Genomic DNA, 23,919 nt, shown 5'->3' with positions numbered 1-23,919 from the left:
GGGGTAGATCGGGGATTACGCTACTTTTTCCGGGGCGGCGTTGTCAGCGATTTCGAAGTGGAACACCTTGGACATGATCTGCCAGCGGCCGTCGAGATGGACCAGCGTTAGCAAGTCAACGAAACGTTTGGGGAAAATTGCACATTCAACGCGGGCAATGGCAAGGCCGGGGCCGGCAAATTCAATCGAGACGATGCGGTCCTGCCTTGGCTGGCCAAGCTTGCCGGGCGCCGGCCGCTGGTCGACGACGGCAAAGTAGTCAGCCATCCCAAGCTGCAACAAGGTGCCGTCCGTCGCGCAGGCATACAGGGCGCCAGGATGGAAAACGCGGCGCAAAATGCTGGTGTCGCTGAAATAGATGCCATCAAAGTAGTCACTTAGGAGCGCCGTCACGGCGCCAAAAGGGGCGCCAAGATCAGGTTTTGCAGCGGTATCAAGCAATGATTCTGCCAATGATTCGGACATGTGAAATCCTTTCGTTGATGGATTGAGTAACAGGCTGGTGCAGAACTATTTTGGTGCTGCGCTGCGAAAGTTGTGCGCTTGGCTTACCCCCGGAACCGCTTGCGCGCCTCGTCGCAGCACATCTCTTCCATCATATCGAGAAACGCGCGCGTCTTGGCGGGCATCAGCCGCCGGCCCGGGAACACCGCCCACCCGGTTACTTCAGGCAGCGACCATTCCGGTAGCACCCGCACCAGCTCGCCTTTTTCTACGTACCCCTCCGCAAACAGGTCGGAGCTGGCCGCAATCCCGGTCCCGGCGCAGGCTATGCGCGCCAGCAAGTCAGGCGAATTCGCTGCCAGCCTTGCCGGCAACTCGCGCTGCCACACCGTTTTTCCGCGCGTTAGGATCCACGGCTGCGCCCCGCCCGCTTGGCGCGACAAGCACAGCAAGTCATGTTGAAACAGATCATCAGGCTCGCGCGGCATCCCTTTGCGGGCGATATACGATGGCGCGGCGTATAAATTGATTTTCTCCAGCGCCACCCGGCGCGCATGCAAGGTCGAATCCTGCGGCAAGTCACCCATGCGGATTGCGATATCGAAGTTTTCACTGACCAGGTCCACCCGCCGCGGCGACAAATCAAGCTCTAGCGTAATGGCGGGATAGCGCTCGATAAACGCACCAATCATGAACGTCAGCCCCAGGTTGGCAAAGTCGCCCGGCATCGAAATGCGCAGCCGGCCGCTGGGCGCCTGCTGGCGGTGCTGGACCAGCGCCCCGGCCGCCTCGACCTCCTCGACCACCTTGCGCGCATGCTCGAGCAGACTGGCGCCAAACTCCGTGAGCATCAGCTTGCGCGTGGTGCGCTGGAGCAGCCGCTCGCCCAGCCGGGCTTCCAGCAGTGCGATCCGGCGCGACACGGTCGACTTGGGCAAGTCCACCCGCAATGCCGCTGCACTGAAACTACCGCTCTCGACAATACGCGCAAACAGCAGCAAGTCGTTTGGTTCCACATCCATTAATTATGCCACCAGTTGAATAATGATATCCATTTTACGGTCTTCCGCATTGTTTTTGGAACGTATAAAGTGTATTCCATCGCACCTGAACCAACAAAGGAAACACCATGAACATCTTGCAAATCAATTCCAGCGCCCGCAGTAACGGTTCCGAGTCCACCCGCCTGGCCGATGCCATCGTCGCCAAGTTGCAGGCCGCCACGCCGCAAGCGTCGCTGGTGCGCCGTGACCTTGCCGTCACGCCGCATCCGCCGATCGACGAAGCAACCCTGGGCGCGCTGTTTACGCCCGCTGACAAGCGCAGCGCCGAGCAAGCTGCCCGCGTGGCGCTTGACGACGCGCTGATTGCCGAACTGCAAGCTGCGCACGTGGTCGTCATTGGTTCGCCGATGTACAACTTTGGCATCACCGTGCAGCTCAAGAGCTGGTTCGACGCCGTGGCCCGCGCCGGCACCACGTTCAGCTACACGGCAACCGGCCCGGTTGGCTTGTTGAGCGGAAAAAAAGTGTACGTCACGCTGGCCCGCGGCGGCTTTCACAGGGAAGGCGGCAACGACAACCAGACCCAGCACGTGAAAACCTTCCTCGGCTTTTTGGGGATGACAGACGTAACGTTTGTCTACGCCGAAGGGCTGGGCATGGGTCCGGAAGCGGTGGCCACCGCACAGGCAAAGGCCGACGCGCAGATCGAAGCCGAACTGGCATAATTGCAGCTGCTTGTGCAGCAATATCACCCGGAGGAAGCCATGATTGAACAAGTGACAGCAGAACGCGTCAAGCACGCACGCGGGGTCGAGCGCCTGATCAGCGGGCAGTTCGTGACGGACGGCGCGGGGGTGCGCATCAACCGCGTGCTCACCCACGCCTTGCAGCGCCGGCTCGATCCATTCCTGATGCTCGACGCCTTCGGCAGCGACAAGCCGGGCGACTACATCGCCGGCTTCCCCGAGCATCCGCATCGCGGCTTCGAGACCATTTCGTACATGCTCGCCGGCAGCATGCGACACCGCGACAGCGCCGGCAACGAAGGCCTCATCACCGATGGCGGCGTGCAGTGGATGACGGCCGGGCGCGGCGTGGCCCACTCCGAAATGCCGGAGCAAACCGACGGCTTGATGGAAGGCTTCCAGCTCTGGCTCAACCTGCCCGCCAAGGACAAGATGACGGCGCCGTGGTACCGCGACATCCCTGACGCTGAAGTGCCGCGCTTTGAGACCAGCGGCGGGGCGACGGTCAAGGTGATCGCAGGCGCCAGCCATGGCGTGGCCGGGGCGGTGCAGCGCGCGCATACAGAGCCGCTGTACCTGGATGTGCACCTGGCGGCCAACGCCACGTTCGAGCAGTTGCTGCCGCCAGGGCATAACGCCTTCATCTACGTGTACCGGGGACAGGTCGTCGTCGACGAGCAGAATGTGCCGCAAACAAAAATGGCGATTCTGAAGAACGATCCGGCGGCCGATGGCGTGCGCATCGTCGCCGCCCAGCCAAGCCGCTTGATCCTGATCGCCGGCCAGCCGCTGGGCGAACCGATCGCGCAGCACGGCCCGTTCGTGATGAATACCCAGCAAGAGCTGATCGAGGCGGTGGAAGACTTCCGGTCGGGGCGCCTGACGGCTGCCTGAAATTCTGGGTTAAACTAGGGGCGTCGCCCATGCCGCCTGGTTTTCGTAGGGTGGAAAAGCGATAGCGCATTCCAACGAAGGCCGGCGCTCACGCGACGCATGCCTTTAATGGAATGCGCTATCGCTGTTCCACCCTACATTTCGCTACTGCCTATGCTTCCACTTTTTATGCAAGCCCTCGCCTGGATCAGCCGCGTATGCGGCTTTGAAACAGTTGATTCCTTCCCGCCGGGACACCCCCACGCGCGCACGCACTGGAACGGTGCTTACTTCGACATCGCTTCCGACCTCAAGCCCGAAGAAATCGAGCGTTCGATCTGTGAACGCATCTTCAACACGCCAACCATTTTCGTGCGGATCGCCAATCCCACGCCGGCCATGCAGCGCGCGCTGCTGTCGGTGATCGAGGCGCGCATGCGCCGCCCCGGCGCCAATCCCAACGACCTGGTGGCGATGCTGGTCAACGCTTACCGCAGCCCCCACACGCCAGACGTCATCCCCGGCCTGCGCGCCGCCATCGTCGCCTGCGACGGTGACGCGCGCGGCGTGATGGACTTTTTGGGCGCGATGCCGGCGGCGTTCAATGTGATCGAAGCCTGAGCTGCTAGGCCTTGGCCGGCGCGAAATTGGTCGGCACGTACTTGGCCCGCAGCCGCATGAACGGCGTCTCGACGCAGCGATACAGCAGCCACCCCGCAAACACGCTTGAGAACAGCATCACGGCAATCGCCAGCGCCGATTCGGGCCCGTACCCGAGGCGTTCGAGCGGGCCGCGCGCCAGGATGCACAGCTGCTTGTGCCCAAGGTAGATCGCATACGACCACAGGGCCAGGCTGGCGGCGCCGGGCACGCGCACTGTGCGCAGCACGCTCTTGCGGCACAATGCCGAGACAATCAGCATCGAAAAACTCAGCGCCAGCAGCGGAAACCCAAGCACGGTGATCGGCAGCGCCTGGCGCTCGTGCAGGAACAGCCAGAACGTCACCCCGGCCAGCGCCACGCCGCCCGCCAGCAGGCCGTTGCCATGCCCGGTCAGACTGCGCCACGCGCGCGGATGAAAATTTTTGAGCAGCGCCAGCGCCACGCCGGCCACCAGTTCGTCAAAGCGGCAGAAGGTCGAGTAGTAGATGTACTTGAAGTAGCTGGTGCCTGGTTCCCGGCTCTGCGCGACCAGCTCGCCCCACACGGTGTAGCGGATCACCATCCCCGCGACGAATGCGAGCGCGATGGCGCCCCATGCCCAGCGCAGCGAACGGCGCATCGATGCGACTCCCAGCGCCAGCGCCGGCAGCAGCATGTAGAACTGCTCCTCGATGCACAGCGACCAGGCATGCGAGAACGCACTGCCCGGCTGCAAGTTGATGTTCTGCGTGAAGCTCACGTAGTGCCACAGCGGCAGCAGCGGCGAACCATGGCGAAAACCGGGCCACAAAAAATACAGCGCCAGCACCACGTAAAAGTTGGGCAAGGTGCGCAGCAGCCTGCGCGCATAGAAGCGCGGCAGCGAAAACGGTCGTCCGCTGCGCAAGGCAGCAAAGATCTGGTTCCCGATCAGGTAGCCCGAGAGGGCGAAAAACAGGTCGACGCCGACCCAGCCGATCTCGCCGACCCAGCCGAACGTATCTTCCCCGCTGACGAACAGCACGTAATGGTGCAGCACCACGAAGATGATGGCAAGGGCGCGCAGGGTGTCGAGGCCGTGATTGCGCTGTGTGGGGAGCGTGGTTTTCATGAAGCGGCGATGATGCCATGCGTCGGCAACGCGCGCCAGTGTTTACCGCTAAAATGAGCGCTGCCATCTATATCCGAGGACGAGACCAGCAATGACAAGTGCACGCGACCTGCAGTTCAAATCGATCAATTACACGGGTCTTGAAAGCGGACCGCGCCTGATCATCACCGGCGCCGTCCATGGCAACGAGACTTGCGGCACGCGCGCAATTGGCCGCGTGATGGAGGAGATCGACAGCGGCCAGCTGCTGGTGCGCGCCGGCAGCGTGACCTTTGTCCCCATCACCAATCCCCTCGCCTATCAGTTGAACCGGCGCTCGGGCGATCGCAACCTGAACCGCAACCTGTTCCCCAAGGATGCGCCGCAAGACTTCGAAGACCAAGTCGCCAACTGGCTATGCCCCTTGCTGGCGCAGCATGACGTGCTGCTCGACCTGCACTCGTTCAACGCCCAGAGCCAGCCCTTCGTGATGGTCGGCCCGCGCAATAACGACGGTGCGCTGCAGCCATTCCGGCACGCCGAAAAGGAGCGCGCCCTGGCGCGCCGGCTTGGCGTGAGCCGCTTTGTGGACGGTTGGCTGGCCACCTACGGCCAGGGCGTGCAGCGCCGCATGCAGGGCAGCGCTGCCGCGCAGCTCGAGACCGTGCTGCGCTACGGCGTCGGCACCACCGAATACATGCGCACCACCGGCGGCTACGCGCTCACGCTCGAGTGCGGGCAGCATGCCGATCCGGCCGCGCCCGACGTGGCTTACCGTGCCATCATGAATACGCTCGCTTTCCTCAAGCTGATCGAGGCGCCGGAACCGGAGCCGATCGCGCTTGAGGCGATGGAGTCGCTGTCGATGGTGGTTGTGCATGACAAGCTCGATGCCGGCGACAAGTTCAGCCGCACCTGGTCGAGTTTTGATGCGCTGGCCAAAGGGGACCTTATCGGCACCCGCGCCGACGGCACCGCGGCAACGGCCGAATTCGATGGCAAGATCCTGTTCCCGGACGTGAACGCGCAGCCGAACAATGAGTGGTATTACCTGACGCGGCCCAATACCGACTTTGATCGGCATATGGAGTAACAGCTGGAGTAATAGCTGGAGTTATAGCTGCGGTGATACCCCGACTTCGGTAACTGCGCAGTAGCGACCAATTAGCCGCACAAGCTACCGAATTCCCCACAAAAACGGGTCGGTCTCATCGAATATGAAGATCGAGCGCGCGATCACCCACGCCCTGCCCCGAATGCTTGGCCGTATCATGGCGCCGTCACGCCGATAGTAGGCGTCAAACACACTGCCAATCACACTTTCCTGGCGCCAGATGGCGCCTTCTGCGAGCTCGCCATCGGCCGCCAGGCAAGCCATCTTGGCGCTGGTGCCCGTCCCGCAGGGCGAGCGGTCGTAGGCCTCCCCCGGACACAGCACAAAATTCTGGCAGTGCGCGCCAGTGCGCGACGGGGCAAACAGTTCAATGTGATCAATCGGCGCCCCATCGTCCCCGGTGACGCCCTTCGCTTCGAGCGCCTCGCGCACGGCAACCGCGTACGCCGTCAACGCATCCACATGATCAGTGGCCAGCACCTGACCATGGTCGCCCGCCAAAAAGAACCAGTTGCCACCCCACGCCACGTCGCCGGTGATGGTGCCGCGCCCCTCGACGTGCACCGGCACTGCGGACAAGGTCCGGTAGGAGGCCACGTTTTCAATCGTGACGGAGCCGTCGCCGTGGAGTTCAGCTTCCACCACGCCTACCGGCGTGTCGATCCGGTGGCGCCCGGGCGCCAAGCGCCCCAAATACGCGAGCGAGACGACCAGGCCCATCACGCCGTGGCCGCACATGCCCAGGTAGCCGACATTGTTAAAGAAAATGACGCCGGCCACGCAGTTCGGCGCATGCGGTTCGCACAGCAGCGCGCCGACATCCACGCCGGAGCCGCGCGGCTCGCAGACGACGGCCGAACGTATGTGATCGAACTGGTCGCGAAAGCGTGCCAGCCGTTCGGACAAGGGGCCGCTGCCCAGATCCGGACCACCTTCGATGATTAGGCGCGTCGGCTCGCCGCCAGTGTGGGAGTCGATAATGGTAATGGGTTTCATGGACGCAGCATACCAAGCCCGAACCCGTCTGTCTTGTACTGAAACACCCTGGGCGCCACGAAAAATGGCACAAAGCCGACCGCAGGAACTCAAGCAGGCGTCAACAGTTTCAGGCCCAGAATGCCCGCCACGATGAGCGCGATGCACGCCAGGCGCATCGCCCCGGCCGGCTCGCCCAGCATCACCATCCCGGCAATGGCGGTGCCCACCGTCCCGATGCCGGTCCACACCGCGTACGCGGTTCCGAGCGGCAGATGACGCAGCGCCAGACCAAGCAGGCCGACGCTGCCGGCCATTGCCGTAAGCGTGAACACGGAAGGTCCCAGCTTGCTGAAGCCATACGTATATTTCAGGCCCACTGCCCAGGCGATTTCAAGCAGTCCGGCGGCTAACAGGTAAATCCACGGCATTTCGGCTCCTCATGGCAGGCAAGAGTATAGCATTGGCCGTGCCTGCCTGGCCTCGCAAGCCGAGTCTCGCCACGCGGCGCGCAGGCAGGTACACTGCGCCATTCATATAATTAAAAAGGAGCCGCCCATGGCCATTGTCGCCAAAGTCCTGATCATCCTGATTTTGTTCATGCACGTGTATTTCCTGCTTCTCGAAACGGTCCTGTTCAAGACGCGCGGGCGCCGCGCGTTTGGCCTCTCCGCCGAAAAGGCGGACGTCATGGCCCCGGCCATGTCGAACCAGGGCTGCTATAACGGCTTTCTGGTGGTGGCCCTGGCGATCGGCCTGCTGCACCGCGATCCGGCCGTGGCCCACACCTTTGTCCTGTATGGCCTCGGCTGCGTGGCCGTGGCCGGCGTGTGGGGCGCACTGACGGTCAAGACCATCATCCTGTTCTTCCAGACCATCCCCGCCATCCTCGCGCTGATGCTGTACAACATCGCCCGCACGGCGGCGTAATCGTCGTTTTCGCCCGGCTCAGGCAGGTTCCTGGTTTATATCGTAGAATAACGATATTAGTTTCGTAGAAATCCGATATATGCAAATCGACGCTATTCACAAAGCGCTGGCCAACCCGGTGCGCCGCGAAATCCTTCAGTGGCTGAGGGATCCGCAAACGCATTTCGGGCACCAGCAGCATGGGCTCGACATGGGTGTCTGCGCCGGCCTGATCGACGAACGCACTGGTCTTTCGCAGTCGACCGTGTCGGCCCACCTGGCCACGCTGCAGCGTGCCGGGTTGATCACATCGCGCCGCGTCGGGCAGTGGATCTTCTACAAACGCGACGAGGAGACCATCCAGGCCTTCCTCGACCATATGAACCAGGGACTTTAGGAATACTCATGACTACATTATTCGATCCGATCACCGTTGGCGACCTTGAACTGCCAAACCGCATCATCATGGCACCACTCACGCGCGCACGCGCCATTGGCGGCGAACGCGTGCCCAACGCGCTGATGGCGCAGTACTACGTGCAGCGCGCCTCCGCCGGCCTGATTTTGAGCGAAGCGACCGCTGTCATGGCGCAAGGCGTGGGCTATGCCGACACGCCGGGCATCTGGTCCGACGAGCAGGTCGCAGGCTGGAAAGTAGTGACCGACGCCGTGCACAAGGCCGGCGGTCGCATCATGCTGCAGCTGTGGCACGTGGGCCGCATTTCGGACCCGATTTTCCTCGGCGGCGCAGCGCCGGTCGCGCCGAGCGCGGTCGCGGCCAAGGGCCATGTGAGCATCGTGCGGCCGCTGCGCGACTATGTGGTGCCGCGCGCGCTGGCGCTGGAAGAGATTGCCGGCGTGGTGGCAGCGTTTCGCAAGGGCGCCGAAAACGCCAAGCTGGCCGGCTTCGACGGCGTGGAGATCCACGGCGCCAACGGCTACCTGCTCGACCAGTTCCTGCAGGACGGCACCAATAAACGCACCGATATCTATGGCGGGTCGATTGAAAACCGCGCGCGCCTGATGCTCGAAGTGACCGACGCCTGCGTCGAGGTATGGGGCGCGGGCCGCGTCGGCATGCACCTGGCGCCGCGCCGCGATGCGCACGACATGAGCGACTCGGATCCGAAAGCGACGTTCGGCTATGTGGCGCGCGAACTTGGCAAGCGCGGCATCGCGTTCATCTGCGCCCGCGAAGGCTTGGGCGACGATCGGCTCGGGCCTTACCTGAAGCAGGAGTTTGGCGGCGTGTACATTGCCAACGAAAGCCTGACCAAGGAAAGTGGCGAGCAACTGGTCAAGTCCGGCGAAGCCAACGCCGTTGCGTTCGGGAAGTGGTTCATCGCCAATCCGGACTTGCCGCGCCGGCTGGAGACAGATGCGCCGCTCAACGAAGCGCGGCCGGACCGGTTCTATCACCCGAGCTCGGAAGGCTATACTGACTATCCGGCGTTGTAAGCTGACGTCCAGCCCGGTCGGTATCAAGAAGCCTCAAGGAGCCTCATGAAACAAGCACCGCGAACCCTCACCCTTTGGCTGGCTTGCCGCTCGCTGCCCCAGCTCGCGGCAGACCCGCTGCCGGTCACCGTTGGCATACAGGACAAGTTCCAGCAGGTCCACGAAGGTGTGCACGGCGAGGCGGGTTGGCGGTTCGCGTGCACCGTGCTAATCAAACCGGATCCGGCTAGCGCGCTGCCCGCTTTTTCAGGCCCATTTGTCCACGGCACGCCGGCAAAGAGATTTTTGTACCTGAGCTGGAAACGGCTTGGCGACGCGCCGACGCCGTGGCAGCAACGGGTCAAGATCCCGCGGTCGGCGTTGCCCTGGCACCTGATCGAGGCGGGGCTGCCTTTGGAAGCGGATATTACCGGGCGCAAACCCCACGCGAGCGAACCCATCGTATGGAAGCTCGCTGCGGGTGCTCGTGCATAGGGTTTCCGTCGTCAAAAAATTGACATAACAAGTCAACGCTCTGCCGTGACCAAAGTCGCAAGGTATTTTTCGTACTCGTCATACATGCCGCCAAAGCCTTGCTGCATCGAGCCGTGCCCGGCCCGGAACGTTTCAATCCCCACCGGGTCGGCATTGATGGGCGAGGACACCAGCGTCATGTTCGTCTTGCCGTCCTGTTCCACCAGTGTGACGGTATTGAGCACTTCCAGCGGCCAGGTCGGGCTCATCGCGTAAGCAATCCGATTGCCTTGCGCATCGGCAAAGCCGTTGATGAATACAAGGCGTTCAACGGGCGCGATCTCGACATAATTGAACCTCCCGTACATTTCGACGCCGGGTCCAAAGCGCATGCAGTAGTGAAACACGCCGCCGGCGTGCATTTCGTTCTTGAGCACATCGATGGTGCAGCCCTGCGGCCCCCACCATTTTTGCAAGTGTTCGCTGTGCGTCATGGTGGCAAACACCAGCGCGCGCGGCGCGTTAAAAGTACGCGCAATGACGAAATCGACGCTCGTATCCCTTGTCATCCAGTTTCTCCTTGGCTAGCGTTGCGTTGGTCTTGCAGGCAGTCAGCGCCATCATCCCAGCTGTTGAGAAGATGTCAAGCTTCGCACGCTACATTTTTGCCAACGCCACCTGCGCATCAAGCTTGGCGGCCGCATCGCGCCGCTCGCTGTAGCGCTCCACCAGGTAGTCGCTGCGCTCCCGAATCAGCAACGTAAATTTGAACAGCTCTTCCATCACGTCCACTACGCGGTCGTAATACGGCGACGGTTTCATGCGTCCCGCCTCGTCGAATTGTTCGTACGCCTTGGGCACGGACGACTGGTTGGGAATGGTCACCATGCGCATCCAGCGGCCCAAGAGGCGCAGCGTGTTGACCGTGTTAAACGACTGCGAGCCGCCCGACACCTGCATCACGGCCAGCGTGCGCCCCTGGGTCGGCCGGGTCGACCCGACTTCCAGCGGGATCCAGTCGATCTGGTTTTTCATCACCGACGTGATGGCGCCGTGCCGCTCGGGGCTGGACCAGACCTGCCCTTCGGACCACAACGACAGCGCGCGCAGTTCCTGCACCTTGGCATGGGTGGCGGGCACGGTGTCGGTCACGGGCAGTTCGCGCGGATCGAAAAAGCGCACTTCGGCGCCCATGCGCGTGAGGATGCGGCCCGCTTCCTCGGCCAAAAAACGGCTGAACGAGCGCTCGCGCAGCGATCCATACAGAATCAGGATGCGCGGCGGATGGTCGAACGGCAGCGCAGGCGCCAGCTTTGCCGGCGTTGGCACGTCGAACTGCGCTTCGCTCAGATTGGGCAGGCTGGTGTCCATTCAGTTCACCCGCTTGCCGCTGGCATTGATGACGGCTTCGCCATCTTCCTTGCTGAAGGCGGCGCGCTGCGGCAGCGGCAGGATGTCGAGCACCAGTTCCGACGGGCGGCACAGGCGCGCTCCGGCAGGCGTGATCACGAAGGGACGATTGAGCAAAATCGGATGGGCCATCATTGCATCGAGCAGAGCGTCGTCGCTGAGGGAAGGATCGTCCAGCCCAAGTTCGGCAAACATGACTTCTTTCGCGCGCATCGCTTCGCGCACGCTCAAGCCCGTCTGCGCGATCATCGCCGCCAGCGCTTCGCGCGTTGGTGGATTGGCCAGATATTCGATGACTTGCGGCTCGGCGCCGGTATTGCGGATCAGGGCCAGCGTGTTGCGCGAGGTGCCGCATTGCGGGTTATGGTAAATGGTGATGTCCATGGTGGATTCCTCAAGCGTTGGGTAAGGGGGGACTGCACGGCGCACCCGCGCAGCAGTTTTCGGTCATGAAGGCGATCAGCGCGGTCATGGTGTCGAAGTTGGCGCTGTAGATGACGAAGCGGCCATCCTGGCGCTGCGTGACCAGGTCCGCATGCGCCAGCTCCTTCAGGTGAAACGACAGCGACGACGGCGCAATGCCGAGTTGATAGGCAATCTTGCTGGCGGCCAGCCCACCTGGACCGGACCGGACCAGCAGGCGAAATACGGCAAGGCGCGACTCCTGCGCCACTGCCGTCAAGGCCGCCAGGGCATTTTTGGTATCCACTTAAGCTGTGCCTGATGATGAATTCGATATTTCAATAATACTTGAATTATCAAACCAGAACAATTATTTTTGCTTGTCCAGCCACTTCGGTGCACTGTAGAATCCAGACGCAAATTTCCCACAGCGCAAGTTTCATTGCGGGATTGCCCTTTGATAACGGAGTCCATCATGAGTAATTACGAGCTGCGCGCGGCCTCCCTTCCCCGCCTTGGCCAGCGCCTGGCACTGCGCCTGTTCCACCTGTTTGGCTGGAAGGTGCGCTACAAGCCGCTGCCGGGCCGGCACGGCGTCGCGATCGTCTATCCACATACTTCCAACTGGGATTTCGTGGTTGGGCTATTGGGCAAATGGGCGCTTGGGCTGCCGTTTCGCTGGCTCGGCAAGGAGTCACTATTTCGCGGGCCGTGGGCCGGCCTCATGCGCTCGTGGGGCGGGGTGGCGGTCGAACGCGGCGCGTCGACCGGCGCCACGCAGCGCCTGGCCGACAAGATGCGCCAGTCGGACTGGTTCTGGCTGGCACTGGCGCCGGAAGGTACGCGCAGTTACCGCCCCCACCTGCGCAGCGGGTTTTATCATCTGGCGGTGATGGCCAAAGTGCCGCTGGTAATTGTGTATCTCGATTATCCGAACAAGGAATTGGGCGTAGTCGACACGATCAGGCTGACCGGCGACCAGGAACTCGATATGGCGGCCATTGCGGCCGCCTACAAGGGACATCTGGGCAAGCATCCCGAACTTGCCGCGCCGATCACGCTGGCGCCGCCGCGCAAGGATGGTGCGGATGCTGCGCAGGGGTAGCGAGGCTGTCGCAAAACGGATCACGGCCGTAGGTCCCGACAGCCTAGTGTCCTGAGTTGGAAGTTCGCTGCTTATAAATGTTCCGAAATCGCCGAGAGACAAGGAACAAAAGCGGAGCAAGGCCGAGGCCTTGCGAGCATTTTTGACGCAGTATCGCGGGGATTCTCGGGATATTCATACAACGAACTTCCAACTCGGGACACTAGGTTAGAGCGATGGTGGCGTCAGGCTAGCATCCAAAACCCGGCGCACGCAATGGCCACGCCCGTCACGCGCGACTTCCCGATCGCCAGTCCTGCCGCCAGCAGCGCGGCGCTTGCAAGCAGGTAGCCGGACGCGCTGGCGACACCAGGCAACTCATGTCCATGCACCTGCCCGTGCAGCAGCGCAAACGCAGCCACCACCGCCACCGCTCCCCACTGCGGCAGCCGCACCGCCGCCAGCAGCACTCCCGTCGCGGCCACGCTGGCGGCAATCGAGGAATTCGCAACAACGAACCCGCCAGGCGCCATCGCGCCGATCGCCATCATCGCCACAAATACCAGCGGCAACGCCAACGGCTCCTCCTGGCGCCGGCTCCACATGCCGATGCCCACCATCGCCAGCACATGGTCCAGCCCCATGAACGGATGCAGCAGTCCCGCCGCCAAGCCGGATGCATCTGCATGGCCAGGGTGGGCGACGGCCGGCAGCACCACACAGCACAGCGCGAAGAACAATATTTTCCTCATGCGTTTTCTCCTGGGTTTTCTCCTGGGTTTTCTCCTGGGTTTTCTCCTGGGTTTTCTCCTGGGTTTTCTCCTGGGTTTTCTCCATTTGCTGGTTGGTCCAGCAAACCTTGCCGGCGAATGAAAGCGATCACCTCTTCCACGCCCTCCCCGCTGCGCAGGTTGGTGAACACAAACGGCCGCTCCCCGCGCTGGCGCTTTGCATCCTCGGCCATGACTGCCAGATCGGCGCCCACATGCGGCGCCAGGTCGGTCTTGTTGATGATTAGGAGGTCCGACCGGGTGATGCCCGGCCCGCCCTTGCGCGGGATCTTCTCGCCGCCTGCGACGTCGATCACGTACAGCGTCAGGTCCGACAACTCGGGGCTGAAGGTCGCAGCCAGGTTGTCGCCGCCCGACTCGATCAGGATCAGCTCCAGCGCCGGAAAGTCGGCATGCATGCGCGCAATCGCTTCCAGGTTGATCGAGGCGTCCTCGCGGATCGCGGTATGCGGGCAGCCACCGGTTTCCACGCCCATCAAACGCTCCGGCGCGAGCGCGTTGGCGCGCACCAGGATGTCCATATCCTCGCGCGTGTAGATATCATTGGTGATGACGGCCATGTCATAGTGGTCGCGCATGCCGCGGCAAAGCCGCTCGCACAATGCTGTCTTGCCCGAGCCGACCGGACCGCCGATGCCGACCCGCAGTGGATTTGATATCATGATTGCCCTATCAGGAACGGTAAAGCCTGCCGTGCTGCACCTCGTGGCGCATCGACAGGATGGATAAACCGGGCGACCAGTTCGACATGGCCTCGTCGCCCATCGTTTGCGCGCGTTGCGCCGCTTGCTCAAGGTCGGCGCGCAGCGACAACAGCATGCGCTGGCCTGCGACTTGTCCCAGCGGGACCGACTTGACGCACACCAGCACCTGGTTCTCGGCCCATGAAAACAGCATCGCCAGCAGCGCTTCGTGGTGCGGGATGCCGAGCGCGTTGACGGCGCAGGCAAACGCGGTGGGCAGGCCGACCTCGGACCCGAGCGCGCCGACATCGGCCACGCCAAGTTCGGCCAGGAGCCTGGTCAGCGAATAGCCCATCTGGACCGTCTCGGCGCGAAACTCTGCGCTGTCGCGCGCGGCCAGGAAGCGTTCGCTCCACAGCGCGACCAAGACATCATCGCCAGCCTCCAGGGCTTTGAGCAGGCGCCAGAACAGCGGCGCGTCCCAGCTCGCCACCACTTCGTCAAGATAGGCGGCGATCCATGCGCGGCCGGTCACGGCGTCATGCACCACGCCGGCGTCGAGCGCCGCTTCCAGGCCCTGCGAATAGCTGTAGCCGCCGATCGGCAGCGCCGGGCTGGCGAATTGCAACAGGTGCAGCAGGGCCGCAGCGTTCATGCGCCGGCCGCGTCGCCGGGACGGTGGATCTTCTGGCGCAGCGGCACTGGCGCCAGCAAATGGTCGGCGTGAACGTGGCCTGCGCCGGAATACGCGCCCGCCTCCGGCTCGAACGGCGCCGTCTGCGGCTCCACGCGCGCACCCAGGCCTTCAAGCATGTCCCGCAGCACGGGATCGACGCGGATGCGCAGGCAGCCGTCCCCAATCTGCACCTGTGTATGCCGGTTGCCAAGGTGGAAAGCGCAGCGTGCCATCATGTTCGGGGTCGCGCAATGAATGGCGTATACCGCCTCCGCTGCTGCAAGCACGCGGATCACGCGCCGATCGGCGCCGGTCAGCAGGTCACCGTCGCGCAGCACGCTGGCGCGCGGGGTGAACAGCGCCACCTCCTCGCCTGACACCAGGCGCGCGCGCAGCCGGCATTTTTCGCGCTGGTCGTAGGGCAGCAGCAGTTCGCCGTCGATCCGGTCGGCTCGATCCAGTTTGGTGTGCAGCATCAGCATGGGTTCTCCTTAAAACAAAAAATAACGCTGCGCCATCGGCAGCACGGCTGCCGCTTCGCAGACCAGCAACTGGCCGTCGGCGCGCACTTGGTAGGTTTCTGGGTCGACTTCCATGCTCGGCGTGGCGCCGTTGTGGATCATGTCGGTCTTGCGCAGGTGGCGCATGCCGCGCACCGCAATCACGTCCTTGAACAGGCCCAGCCGCTCTTTGATGCCGGCGTCGAAAGCGGCCTGCGAGACGAAAGTGAAGGACTTTTTCAGCCCGCCGCCATAGGCGCCGAACATCATCCGGTAGTGCACCGGCTGCGGGGTCGGGATCGACGCGTTCGGGTCGCCCATCTGCGCCGCGGCGATCATGCCCCCTTTCAGGATGATCGACGGCTTGACGCCGAAAAAGGCAGGCTTCCACAGCACGATGTCGGCGATCTTGCCCACTTCGAGCGAGCCGACCACGTGTGCCACGCCGTGCGTGATGGCCGGGTTGATGGTGTACTTGGCGATGTAGCGCTTGACCCGGAAATTGTCGTTGCGAGAGCTGTCCGGCGCCAGCGGCCCGCGCTGCACTTTCATCTTGTGCGCCGTCTGCCAGGTGCGCATGATGACTTCGCCCACGCGGCCCATGGCCTGCGAATCGGACGACATCATCGAGATGGCGCCGATGTCGTGCAGGATGTCCTCGGCCGCGATAGTCTCGCGCCGGATGCGCGACTCGGCAAAGGCAACATCCTCGGCGATAGCCGGGTCGAGGTGGTGGCACACCATCAGCATGTCGAGGTGCTCGTCGAGCGTATTGACGGTGAACGGGCGGGTGGGATTGGTCGACGATGGCAGCACGTTGGCCTGGCCTACCGCGGCGATGATGTCCGGCGCGTGTCCGCCGCCGGCACCTTCGGTATGGAAGGTGTGAATGGTGCGGTCCTTGAAGGCGGCCAGCGTGGTTTCCAGAAAACCGCCCTCGTTCAGGGTATCGGAATGCAGCGCCACCTGCACGTCCATGCGGTCGGCCACGGCCAGGCAATTGTCAATGGCGGCCGGGGTACTGCCCCAGTCCTCGTGCAATTTGAGGCCCACCGCACCGGCCAGCACCTGTTCTTCCAGCGGCGCCGGCAGGCTCACATTGCCCTTGCCCATGAAGCCCAGATTCATCGGAAACGCATCGGCAGCGGCCAGCATTGAATGCAGATGCCACGGCCCCGGCGTGCAGGTGGTGGCAGCTGTACCGGTGGCGGGGCCGGTGCCGCCGCCTATCATCGTGGTCACGCCGCTCATCAAGGCCTCCTCGATTTGCTGGGGGCAGATGAAGTGGATGTGCGTATCGACCCCGCCGGCGGTGACGATCTTGCCTTCGCCGGCGATGATCTCGGTCGCCCCGCCGATGGCCATCGTCACGCCTGGCTGGATGTCCGGATTGCCGGCCTTGCCGATGGCGGCGATCAGGCCGTTCTTGATGCCAATGTCGGCCTTGACGATACCCCAATGGTCGACGATGACGGCGTTGGTGATGACGGTGTCCATTACCAGCGCGTGCACGCGCTGCGACTGGCCCATGCCGTCGCGGATCACCTTGCCGCCGCCGAACTTGACCTCTTCGCCATACAAGGCGAAGTCCTTCTCGATTTCGATGAACAGCTCGGTGTCGGCCAGGCGGATGCGGTCCCCGGTGGTGGGGCCGTACATTTCGGCGTAGGCGCGGCGGGTAATGGACGGCATGTCAGTTCGCTCCCGCAGGCGGCAGCTCGCCCATCACCAGGCCGTTAAAGCCGAACACACGGCGCTCTCCGGCCAGCGCCACCAGTTCGACGGTGCGTTGCTGGCCCGGCTCGAAGCGCACAGCCGTGCCGGCCGCGATATTGAGGCGCATGCCAATGGCCGCGCTGCGCCCGAACTTGAGAGCCGTATTGACTTCGAAAAAATGAAAGTGCGAGCCGACCTGGATCGGGCGGTCGCCGCTGTTGGCAACGACCAGCGTCACGCATGCGCGATCGAGGTTGAAGGTGATATCGTCGTCCTCGAGCAAATATTCACCAGGGATCATGGCAACCTTCTACGGAATCGGATTGTGGACGGTCACAAGCTTGCTGCCGTCCGGGAAAGTGGCCTCGACCTGGATGTCGGGGATCATCTCGGCGATGCCTTCCATGACGTCGGCGCGGCTCAGGATGCGGGCGCCTTCGGACATCAGCTGCGCCACGCTCTTGCCCTCGCGCGCGCCCTCCATGATGGCCGCGCTGATCAGCGCCACCGCCTCCGGATAGTTCAGGCGCAGTCCGCGCGCCAGGCGCCTTTCGGCCAGCAGGCCGGCGGTAAAAATGAGCAGCTTGTCTTTTTCGCGGGGTGTCAGGTCCATGCGGCCTCCAATCAGGTATTCCAGATGCGCGGCACCGGCGCGGCGCAGCCGAGCAAGTAAGGGCGCAGCAATTGCCATACGCCGGTAACGACGCGGCGCGCCCGTTCGCTGTCGGCGCACAGCAGGCGCGCGACGAACACCGGTTTGATCTGCGTGACGGCAAGCGCCGGATCGAGCGCGCGCATGGCCGCCAGCAGCGGCGCCGGCACACCCGGCCCAACGCCGACCCCGATCAGCGTGGCGCAGACGGTCGCGCCATGCAGGCCGAACACGCTGTGCATGGCCGCACTGCCCCCTGTCAGCATACCCTGCTCCCACCACAGCAGCTTGCCCGCGCGCCGGATGCCGGTGCGCTGGGCGACGGCGCCGCTGTCAAAACGTTCGCCCGAGGCGCTGCGGCCAAAGCACAGGATCTCGGCCCCGATGTAGCGCGCGTCGGCCGCCAGTTCGACCTGGTGCGTCATGCGCACGTTGGCGTCATTGAAAAAGATGGCTTCCTGCGGCATCCACTCGACGCACGCCCCGGCGCCGGCGCTGATGTGCACGTCCTGCATCGACAGCTTGTCGTTGGCGCGGTACCACTTGGCGGCGCCCGGCGACGTCAGGAAGGCATGCGTGGCGGGGCCGGCGCCGACGTCGATCGCGAGGCGGTCGCCGCCGACCACGCCACCCGGCGGATGGATCACGATCGCGTGGCAGATGTGCGCGCCTTCGGGATAAAGCGGCTTCTGGACTCGCAGCGGTCCGCTGTGCGCGCGTTCGACCAAACGCGTGGTACCGGCATCGTCGGCGAAGCGCAGCCGCAGGCTGGCTTGCCAGGCGCTGGCGTCGACGGAGGATGGGTGGGTGGAGTCGGGCATATTTTCTACTTAGCAGGATGCATGCCAGCCCAATATCTGCAAGGACGCAAAAAAAGGGGCATCCGAACCCAACGGACACCCCTGACCCTTTCAGGACGCACCAGGGCCCCCACCCTGGCGCACCAGACAGCAACTACAGCAACTACAGCCACTACAGCAACTACAGCAACATCCAACACCGGATCGCACCGTGCCGGTGCACCGCCTGGCACACCATGCCCGTCGCAAGTGCAAGCTGGTCTTTTCGCCCTGCGGCTGAGCGTAAGATGATCGTAGTCCTGCCGTTTTTCCGGGTCAATGCGCTGTGCATGACGAGCGCAATTTGCCCGCTATCCTGTGCCGGTGCAGGCAGCCCCCGGCTGATCGCCGCAACTGGCGGCGCGTGGCTGCAACTGGCGCCGTTTTGCTGCCATTGGTCGCATCACCAACTTGCGGCGCCGGCTTTTCCCTACAGTGGCATGCATCGCAACCACACCACCGGAGACAACCATGCACACCCTGATCAAGACCGCCTTCCTCGTCACAAGCCTGGCCACCGGCCTCGCCGGCGCCGCCGATCTCACCATTCAGGTCGACGACGTCAAGGCCGCTACCGGCAGCGTGCTGGTCGCCGTTTTCAATTCGGAAGGCACCTTCCTCAAGGCTGCGGCCAAGTCCGGCGGCGCGCCCGCCACGCTGAACGGCACTACCGTCGTCATCGGGGATCTGCCGGAGGGCGACTATGCCTTCGCCGTCTACCACGACGCCAACGCGAATGGCAAGATGGACCGGAACCTGCTCGGCATCCCCACCGAAGACTACGGCTTCAGCAATAACGCGTTGGGAAAAATGGGGCCACCGAGCTATGCCAGCGCCCGATTCGTACTGCCCGCCGCCGGCGCCAGCCTGCGCGTGTCACTGAAATAAGGGGGAAAACAGCATGGACCGCCGCAAATTTCTCTCCTCCGGCGCCGCTTTCGGCGCTCTCGCCCTCACCTCCGGCGCCGCGCTGGCCGACGCCGCCACCTTCAAGCGCTTCCAGGCGGCGCTGCAGCGCGACCCGAGCCTGGTCGTGTATGCCGACACTGTCGGCGAAAAAGCCGGCGAGGCCAAAGTCACGGGCCGCCTTCCCGCCGACCTGAACGGCATTTTTTACCGCAACGGGCCCGGGCGCCTCGAACTGGGCGGCGAACGCTATCACCACCTGTTCGACGGCGACGGCTTCGCCCAGCGCTGGCAGATTGCCGACGGCAAGGTGAGCCACCGCGGCCGCTTCGTCGCCACGCAAAAATTCACCGAGGAGTCGGCGGCGGGCCAATTCCTGTACCCCACGTTCGGCACCCACATTGCGCGCCGCGGCATCAAGGACAACGACACCTTGAATGCGGCCAATACCAACCTGCTGCCGTTCCAGGGCCGCGTGTACGCGTTGTGGGAAGGCGGCTCGGCCACCGAGGTCGATCCGCTCACGCTGGCCACGGTGGGCCTCAAAACCTGGACCGACGAACTGAAGTCGATGCCGTTTTCGGCCCACCCCAAGCTCGATCCGGACGGCGGCATGTGGAACTTCGGCGCCCTGTCCGGCGCCGACAAGCTGGTGATCTACCGTATCGGCGCCAACGGCCAGATGCTGTCGCACGCCGTGATCGACGTGCCGCAACTGGCCATGGTGCACGACTTCGTGGTCAGCGCCAGGCACCTGATTTTCCTGGTGCCGCCGTACGACATGGTGGCGGCCGAGGACAAGAGCTTCGCCGAGCAGCATCACTGGGCCGGCAGCGGCGCCAGCGCGCGCCCGCTGCGTGCCATCGTCGTCTCCAAGGCGACGCTGAAGGTACGCCAGGTGTTCGAGCTGCCGCCGCTGATGGTTTTTCACTTCGGGAACGCCTGGGATGACGGCGCCGCAACCCGCTTTGACGTGGTGCTCCATGCCGGCGACGTGCTGGGCGACCTGGCGCGCCTGATGCAGGGCGAGCGCCAGAAGAACCGGGACCAGCGCAGCGATTGCGTGCACGTCACGCTCAATTACGCGACGGGCCAGGCGAGCATCGAACGCATGCTGGCGGCCAGCGAGTTCCCGCGCGTGATGCCGCACGTGGTCGCGCAGCGCCATCGCAGGCTGGCCCTGATCAGCAGCTCGCCGCGCAAGACCGACGTCAAATTCGATACCGTCAACTTGGTCGACACCGACAACGGCAAGGCAGATTCCCACCTTTTCGACGCCGGCTGGCAAGTCGAGGAACATGTGCTGGTCCCGCGCGCCAACGCCAGGTCCGAAACCGACGGCTATCTGGTCGGGGTGGCGCAAGACACCCGGCGCGCGCAAACCGTGTTGACGGTATTTGACGCCAGCCGCGTCAGCGCGGGACCGGTTGCACTTGCGCGCCTGCCCTACCGTGCGCCACAATGCTTCCATGGCAATTTCCTTCAAAGCTAAGATGCGTGCTGCACCGTTCATGCTGCTCCTAGTGCTGGCCGGCTGCGCCAGCGTTGCTCCAGACCTTGACGCGCAGGCCGCGCGCCTGATGACACGCGAAAATGTCGAGGGCCTGGCCCTGGCGCTGATCGACAACGGCGCCGTGGTGAAGGTGAGCGCCTATGGCCGGCGCAATGGGTCGCAGCCGCTGACGCAAGACACGGTCATGTATGGCGCCTCACTGACCAAGACCGCCTTTGCTTACTTGCTGCTGCAGCTCGCTGATGAGGGCCGGCTCGACCTGGATGCCTCGATCGCCGCGCTGCTGCCGCGCCCCCTGCCGCGCCTCTTGCCCCAATATCGGGACGCCGGCTTCGATTTTTCCGACCTGGAAGGCGACGAGCGCTGGCGCAAGCTGACGCCACGCATCCTGCTCACGCACGCCGGCGGCTTTGCCAACTTCCGCTGGCTCGAGCCCGACCAAAAGCTGCGCTTTCACTTCACGCCAGGCAGCCGCTACGCCTATTCAGGCGAAGGCTTTTACATCCTGCAGCTCGTGCTGGAACAGGGCCTGGGGCTGGACACCGGCAAGGAAATGCAGCGGCGGGTGTTCGACCGCTTCGGCATGACGCGCACCGGCATGACCTGGCGCGCCGACTTCGCCACTGACCTGGCCGATGGCTTTGGCATCGATGGCAGCATGCAAGCGCATGACCAGCGCAGCCGCGTCCGCGCTGCGGGGTCGATGGACACCACCATCGCCGACCAGGCACGCCTATGGTCCGGCATCGTGCGCGGCGAAGGTCTCTCCGCCGCAGCGCGCGCGCAGTTGGTCAGGGCGCATTTGCCGATCACGTCCAGCCGCCAGTTCCCCACCCTGGCGCCCGGCGTCAATCCGGACAACGCGCGTATTGCACTGGCCGCGGGCCTGGGCGTGGTGACCTTTCGCCACGCCGGCGCCCTGACGTGGTTCAAGGGCGGCCACAATGACACTACCGCGAACATGGTGATCTGCCAGGAGGCGGGCCGGCGCTGCATCGTCATGCTCTCCAACGACGTGCGGGCAGAACGCATTTATCCCGAGCTGGCGCACCTGGTACTGGGCGCCACCGGCATGCCGTGGGAATGGGAATACGGCCCGGCGGCCAACACTGAAAAAGGCGCGCCATGACCAGCATGCACCCGCTCGACTTGATTCCTTACTTCCGGCGCTGGCCCGGTTCGCCCGCGCGCAATTTGCTCTACACGGGCATCTGGAACACATTGCTGGCGCTGTTCCTGGTGGTCGTGAACCGGATGTTCAGCGAGCGCAGCGGCACATTCTGGGCCGATCTCTACCCTTCGCTGGTGCTGTCGAACACGATTGGTTACCTGATCCACGGCGCCATGACGGTGACCAGTCCCCTGCTGCAAGCGTGGCCGGCGCGCGCGCGCGGCCTGCCGCGCCTGCTCTTTTACGTCGTGCTTGTGGCAGGCTGCGTGGTGCTCGGCACGGTGCTGGGCAGCGCGCTGCTCAAGGGCGTCAACCCCCTGCATTACATGACGCGCGGCGCGGCCATGACGCTGCTGCCTTTTGCCCTGTTCACGGCCATCTTCATGTTCGCCGTGTTCGTCCTTGGCGAGCGGCGCATCGCCACCGAAACACTGGCGCTGCGCCAGCGCGAGCAGATCGCCAGCGCCGCGCAACTGGTGGCCGAAGCCAGGCTGCGCTCGCTGCAGGCGCAGATCGAGCCGCATTTTTTGTACAACACGCTGGCCAATGTGGTCGGCATGATCGACACCCGGCCGACCCAGGCGCGCCACATGCTGGAACGCTTCATCGATTACCTGCGCGCCTCGCTCGACGCCAGCCGCGCCGACAGCGCCACGCTGGGCGCGGAACTGGACCTGGTGGCCGCCTACCTCGACGTGCTGGCGGTGCGCATGGGGCCGCGCCTGCGCTACCGCTACGAAATCGAAGCGGGCTGCCGCGACATCGTGATCGCGCCGATGCTGCTGCAGCCGGTGGTGGAAAACGCGGTCGCGCACGGCCTGGAGCCGAAGGTCGAAGGCGGCGAGATCGTACTGCGCGCGTTGCGCCAGCACGGCCAGTTGTTGATCGAAGTGAGCGATACCGGGGCCGGCCTGTCCGGCGCGCCCGTCAAGCCGGGCGGCGGCGTGGGCCTGTCCAACCTGCGCGCCAGGTTGCGCAGTTTGTATCACGGCGCCGCTCAGGTACAATTATTGGAAAATCAACCCTGCGGCATCACGCTGCGCATTGTGCTGCCACTTACGGAGAGCCTGCCATCAACCAACCCCGCGCCCTGATCGCCGACGACGAACCGCAACTGCTCGAGTACCTGCAAGCGCAGCTGGCCGCCGCGTGGCCGGAACTGCGCATCGTCGCCAAGGCCGTCAACGGCCTCGATGCGCTGCGCCTGATCGACGAACTGGCCCCGGACGTCGTGTTCCTCGACATCCAGATGCCGGGCCTGTCCGGGCTGGGCCTGGCCGAAAAGCTGGCCAGCGACGGCAAGGCGCCGCACATCGTGTTCATCACCGCGCACAACCAGTATGCGGTGGACGCGTTCGAGCATTCGGCGCTGGACTACCTGCTCAAGCCCGTGGGCGCCGAGCGCCTGGCCAGAACGGTGGCCAAGGTCAAGGCCGCGCTGCAGGCCGCCGCGCCCGGCGTGCCGGCCGACGCCTTGCGCGCGCTGCTTGGCCATTTGGCGCCGGCCGCCGCGCCCATCCTGGCGGCGCCCGCGCCGCTGCAATGGATACGCGCCGCGCACGGGGACGAAACGCGCCTGATCGCCATCGATGAAGTGGTGTACTTTCAGAGCAATGACAAATACACCAGCGTCTTTTTGCAGGACGAAGAATGCCTGATCCGCACGCCGCTCTCCAAACTGCGCGAGCAGCTCGACGAATCGCGGTTCTGGCAGATCCACCGCAGCGCAATCGTCGCCGCCCGGCACGTGGCGGGAACGCATACCGACTTTCGCGGGCGCCTGGTGGTCAAGCTCAAAGGCCGCACCGAGCAATTGACCGTCAGCCGCAACTATGCTGATCTCTTTCGCCAGATGTGAGGCCATGCCA

31 protein-coding genes are annotated in these 23,919 nt (G+C 63.9%); 14 read left to right on the top strand and 17 right to left on the bottom strand.

Annotated elements, in window-relative coordinates:
• Positions 1 to 15 precede the first annotated feature (15 nt).
• Positions 16 to 465, bottom strand: coding sequence for a nuclear transport factor 2 family protein (locus ACP7D4_RS11310; RefSeq protein ID WP_426209147.1), 450 nt, complete (start codon positions 463 to 465; stop codon positions 16 to 18).
• An 83-nt stretch (positions 466 to 548) separates the two neighbouring features.
• Positions 549 to 1,466, bottom strand: coding sequence for a LysR family transcriptional regulator (locus ACP7D4_RS11305; protein ID WP_426104444.1), 918 nt, complete (start codon positions 1,464 to 1,466; stop codon positions 549 to 551).
• A gap of 107 nt (positions 1,467 to 1,573) precedes the next feature.
• On the opposite strand from ACP7D4_RS11305, the gene ACP7D4_RS11300 reads away from it, so the two are divergent.
• The 3 genes from ACP7D4_RS11300 (at position 1,574) to ACP7D4_RS11290 (ending at position 3,688) form a co-directional block, all read left to right on the top strand.
• Complete coding sequence (locus tag ACP7D4_RS11300) at positions 1,574 to 2,173, top strand: FMN-dependent NADH-azoreductase (protein ID WP_426209146.1); 600 nt, start codon at positions 1,574 to 1,576, stop codon at positions 2,171 to 2,173.
• Positions 2,174 to 2,212: 39 nt separating this feature from the next.
• The gene (locus ACP7D4_RS11295; protein WP_426209144.1) at positions 2,213 to 3,088 is read left to right on the top strand and encodes a pirin family protein; all 876 of its coding nucleotides are present in this window, start codon (positions 2,213 to 2,215) and stop codon (positions 3,086 to 3,088) included.
• Positions 3,089 to 3,241: 153 nt separating this feature from the next.
• A complete protein-coding gene (locus tag ACP7D4_RS11290; protein ID WP_426209142.1) occupies positions 3,242 to 3,688 on the top strand; it encodes a hypothetical protein in 447 nt (148 codons plus the stop codon).
• A 4-nt stretch (positions 3,689 to 3,692) separates the two neighbouring features.
• Here the strand turns inward: ACP7D4_RS11290 and ACP7D4_RS11285 are convergent, their stop codons facing one another.
• Positions 3,693 to 4,820, bottom strand: a complete 1,128-nt coding sequence (locus ACP7D4_RS11285; RefSeq protein ID WP_426209141.1) for an acyltransferase family protein — start codon at positions 4,818 to 4,820, stop codon at positions 3,693 to 3,695.
• A 91-nt stretch (positions 4,821 to 4,911) separates the two neighbouring features.
• Here ACP7D4_RS11285 and ACP7D4_RS11280 point away from each other — a divergent pair, with 91 nt between their 5' ends.
• On the top strand, positions 4,912 to 5,892 hold the full coding sequence (locus ACP7D4_RS11280) for a succinylglutamate desuccinylase (RefSeq protein ID WP_426209139.1): 981 nt from the start codon (positions 4,912 to 4,914) through the stop codon (positions 5,890 to 5,892).
• An 84-nt stretch (positions 5,893 to 5,976) separates the two neighbouring features.
• On the opposite strand, the gene ACP7D4_RS11275 is transcribed toward ACP7D4_RS11280, so the two are convergent.
• Positions 5,977 to 6,909, bottom strand: a complete 933-nt coding sequence (locus ACP7D4_RS11275; RefSeq protein WP_426209138.1) for a proline racemase family protein — start codon at positions 6,907 to 6,909, stop codon at positions 5,977 to 5,979.
• Positions 6,910 to 6,998: 89 nt separating this feature from the next.
• Positions 6,999 to 7,319: a quaternary ammonium compound efflux SMR transporter SugE gene (sugE, locus tag ACP7D4_RS11270; RefSeq protein WP_426104435.1), complete on the bottom strand. Its 321-nt coding sequence runs from the start codon at positions 7,317 to 7,319 to the stop codon at positions 6,999 to 7,001.
• Between the two features lie 127 nt (positions 7,320 to 7,446).
• Between sugE and ACP7D4_RS11265 the strand changes: the two genes are divergently transcribed.
• The 4 genes from ACP7D4_RS11265 to ACP7D4_RS11250 all read left to right on the top strand — a co-directional run bounded on the left by ACP7D4_RS11265 (position 7,447) and on the right by ACP7D4_RS11250 (position 9,729).
• Complete coding sequence (locus ACP7D4_RS11265; RefSeq protein WP_426104433.1) at positions 7,447 to 7,818, top strand: DUF1304 domain-containing protein; 372 nt, start codon at positions 7,447 to 7,449, stop codon at positions 7,816 to 7,818.
• A gap of 79 nt (positions 7,819 to 7,897) precedes the next feature.
• Entirely contained in the window at positions 7,898 to 8,194 is a 297-nt protein-coding gene (locus tag ACP7D4_RS11260) for an ArsR/SmtB family transcription factor (RefSeq protein ID WP_426104431.1), read from the top strand.
• Between the two features lie 8 nt (positions 8,195 to 8,202).
• On the top strand, positions 8,203 to 9,255 hold the full coding sequence (locus ACP7D4_RS11255; protein WP_426104430.1) for an alkene reductase: 1,053 nt from the start codon (positions 8,203 to 8,205) through the stop codon (positions 9,253 to 9,255).
• Between the two features lie 45 nt (positions 9,256 to 9,300).
• Positions 9,301 to 9,729: a DUF5990 family protein gene (locus tag ACP7D4_RS11250; protein WP_426104428.1), complete on the top strand. Its 429-nt coding sequence runs from the start codon at positions 9,301 to 9,303 to the stop codon at positions 9,727 to 9,729.
• A 32-nt stretch (positions 9,730 to 9,761) separates the two neighbouring features.
• Here the strand turns inward: ACP7D4_RS11250 and ACP7D4_RS11245 are convergent, their stop codons facing one another.
• The 4 genes from ACP7D4_RS11245 to ACP7D4_RS11230 all read right to left on the bottom strand — a co-directional run bounded on the left by ACP7D4_RS11245 (position 9,762) and on the right by ACP7D4_RS11230 (position 11,827).
• On the bottom strand, positions 9,762 to 10,277 hold the full coding sequence (locus tag ACP7D4_RS11245; protein WP_426104427.1) for an SRPBCC family protein: 516 nt from the start codon (positions 10,275 to 10,277) through the stop codon (positions 9,762 to 9,764).
• 88 nt (positions 10,278 to 10,365) lie between these two features.
• Positions 10,366 to 11,079: an arsenical resistance protein ArsH gene (gene arsH / locus ACP7D4_RS11240; protein ID WP_426104425.1), complete on the bottom strand. Its 714-nt coding sequence runs from the start codon at positions 11,077 to 11,079 to the stop codon at positions 10,366 to 10,368.
• Complete coding sequence (gene arsC, locus ACP7D4_RS11235) at positions 11,080 to 11,502, bottom strand: arsenate reductase (glutaredoxin) (RefSeq protein WP_426209136.1); 423 nt, start codon at positions 11,500 to 11,502, stop codon at positions 11,080 to 11,082.
• A gap of 10 nt (positions 11,503 to 11,512) precedes the next feature.
• A complete protein-coding gene (locus tag ACP7D4_RS11230) occupies positions 11,513 to 11,827 on the bottom strand; it encodes an ArsR/SmtB family transcription factor (RefSeq protein WP_426104422.1) in 315 nt (104 codons plus the stop codon).
• 168 nt (positions 11,828 to 11,995) lie between these two features.
• Between ACP7D4_RS11230 and ACP7D4_RS11225 the strand changes: the two genes are divergently transcribed.
• Positions 11,996 to 12,625: a 1-acyl-sn-glycerol-3-phosphate acyltransferase gene (locus ACP7D4_RS11225; protein ID WP_426209134.1), complete on the top strand. Its 630-nt coding sequence runs from the start codon at positions 11,996 to 11,998 to the stop codon at positions 12,623 to 12,625.
• 224 nt (positions 12,626 to 12,849) lie between these two features.
• Here ACP7D4_RS11225 and ACP7D4_RS11220 read toward each other — a convergent pair whose 3' ends face one another.
• From ACP7D4_RS11220 to ACP7D4_RS11185, 8 genes are read right to left on the bottom strand one after another with little or no spacing between them, the layout of a single operon-like run.
• Positions 12,850 to 13,356 (bottom strand): HupE/UreJ family protein, encoded by a 507-nt coding sequence (locus ACP7D4_RS11220; protein WP_426209133.1) that lies wholly within the window; start codon positions 13,354 to 13,356, stop codon positions 12,850 to 12,852.
• Complete coding sequence (gene ureG, locus ACP7D4_RS11215; RefSeq protein WP_426209132.1) at positions 13,353 to 14,057, bottom strand: urease accessory protein UreG; 705 nt, start codon at positions 14,055 to 14,057, stop codon at positions 13,353 to 13,355. Before ureG ends, ACP7D4_RS11220 begins: the two co-directional genes overlap by 4 nt.
• Positions 14,058 to 14,067: 10 nt before the next feature.
• Positions 14,068 to 14,733 carry an urease accessory protein UreF gene (locus ACP7D4_RS11210; RefSeq protein WP_426104416.1) on the bottom strand — a complete coding sequence of 222 codons (666 nt, stop codon included), beginning with the start codon at positions 14,731 to 14,733 and terminating at the stop codon, positions 14,068 to 14,070.
• Positions 14,730 to 15,236, bottom strand: coding sequence for an urease accessory protein UreE (gene ureE / locus ACP7D4_RS11205; RefSeq protein ID WP_426104415.1), 507 nt, complete (start codon positions 15,234 to 15,236; stop codon positions 14,730 to 14,732). Before ureE ends, ACP7D4_RS11210 begins: the two co-directional genes overlap by 4 nt.
• Positions 15,237 to 15,245: 9 nt before the next feature.
• Complete coding sequence (gene ureC / locus ACP7D4_RS11200; protein ID WP_426209130.1) at positions 15,246 to 16,946, bottom strand: urease subunit alpha; 1,701 nt, start codon at positions 16,944 to 16,946, stop codon at positions 15,246 to 15,248.
• Between the two features lies 1 nt (position 16,947).
• Entirely contained in the window at positions 16,948 to 17,271 is a 324-nt protein-coding gene (locus ACP7D4_RS11195) for an urease subunit beta (protein ID WP_426209129.1), read from the bottom strand.
• Positions 17,272 to 17,280: 9 nt separating this feature from the next.
• Positions 17,281 to 17,583 (bottom strand): urease subunit gamma, encoded by a 303-nt coding sequence (ureA, locus tag ACP7D4_RS11190; RefSeq protein WP_426104558.1) that lies wholly within the window; start codon positions 17,581 to 17,583, stop codon positions 17,281 to 17,283.
• An 11-nt stretch (positions 17,584 to 17,594) separates the two neighbouring features.
• A complete protein-coding gene (locus tag ACP7D4_RS11185) occupies positions 17,595 to 18,443 on the bottom strand; it encodes an urease accessory protein UreD (RefSeq protein WP_426209127.1) in 849 nt (282 codons plus the stop codon).
• Positions 18,444 to 18,932: 489 nt separating this feature from the next.
• Between ACP7D4_RS11185 and ACP7D4_RS11180 the strand changes: the two genes are divergently transcribed.
• The 5 genes from ACP7D4_RS11180 to ACP7D4_RS11160 are packed head-to-tail and all read left to right on the top strand — an operon-like array spanning position 18,933 to position 23,909.
• The gene (locus tag ACP7D4_RS11180) at positions 18,933 to 19,349 is read left to right on the top strand and encodes a DUF2141 domain-containing protein (RefSeq protein ID WP_426104411.1); all 417 of its coding nucleotides are present in this window, start codon (positions 18,933 to 18,935) and stop codon (positions 19,347 to 19,349) included.
• 13 nt (positions 19,350 to 19,362) lie between these two features.
• Positions 19,363 to 20,859: a carotenoid oxygenase family protein gene (locus ACP7D4_RS11175; protein WP_426209125.1), complete on the top strand. Its 1,497-nt coding sequence runs from the start codon at positions 19,363 to 19,365 to the stop codon at positions 20,857 to 20,859.
• Positions 20,860 to 20,878: 19 nt separating this feature from the next.
• Positions 20,879 to 22,009 carry a serine hydrolase domain-containing protein gene (locus ACP7D4_RS11170; RefSeq protein ID WP_426209124.1) on the top strand — a complete coding sequence of 377 codons (1,131 nt, stop codon included), beginning with the start codon at positions 20,879 to 20,881 and terminating at the stop codon, positions 22,007 to 22,009.
• Positions 22,006 to 23,145: a sensor histidine kinase gene (locus ACP7D4_RS11165; protein ID WP_426209122.1), complete on the top strand. Its 1,140-nt coding sequence runs from the start codon at positions 22,006 to 22,008 to the stop codon at positions 23,143 to 23,145. The genes ACP7D4_RS11170 and ACP7D4_RS11165 overlap by 4 nt, the downstream gene beginning before the upstream one ends.
• Positions 23,146 to 23,165: 20 nt before the next feature.
• Positions 23,166 to 23,909, top strand: coding sequence for a LytR/AlgR family response regulator transcription factor (locus tag ACP7D4_RS11160; protein WP_426104557.1), 744 nt, complete (start codon positions 23,166 to 23,168; stop codon positions 23,907 to 23,909).
• Positions 23,910 to 23,919: the final 10 nt, after the last annotated feature.

Source organism: Massilia sp. TWP1-3-3, from assembly GCF_049897805.1.
GTDB lineage: Bacteria > Pseudomonadota > Gammaproteobacteria > Burkholderiales > Burkholderiaceae_D > Telluria_A.
The sequence above is the reverse complement of the archived record's forward strand: the minus strand, read 5'-3'. Positions and strand labels throughout refer to the sequence as shown.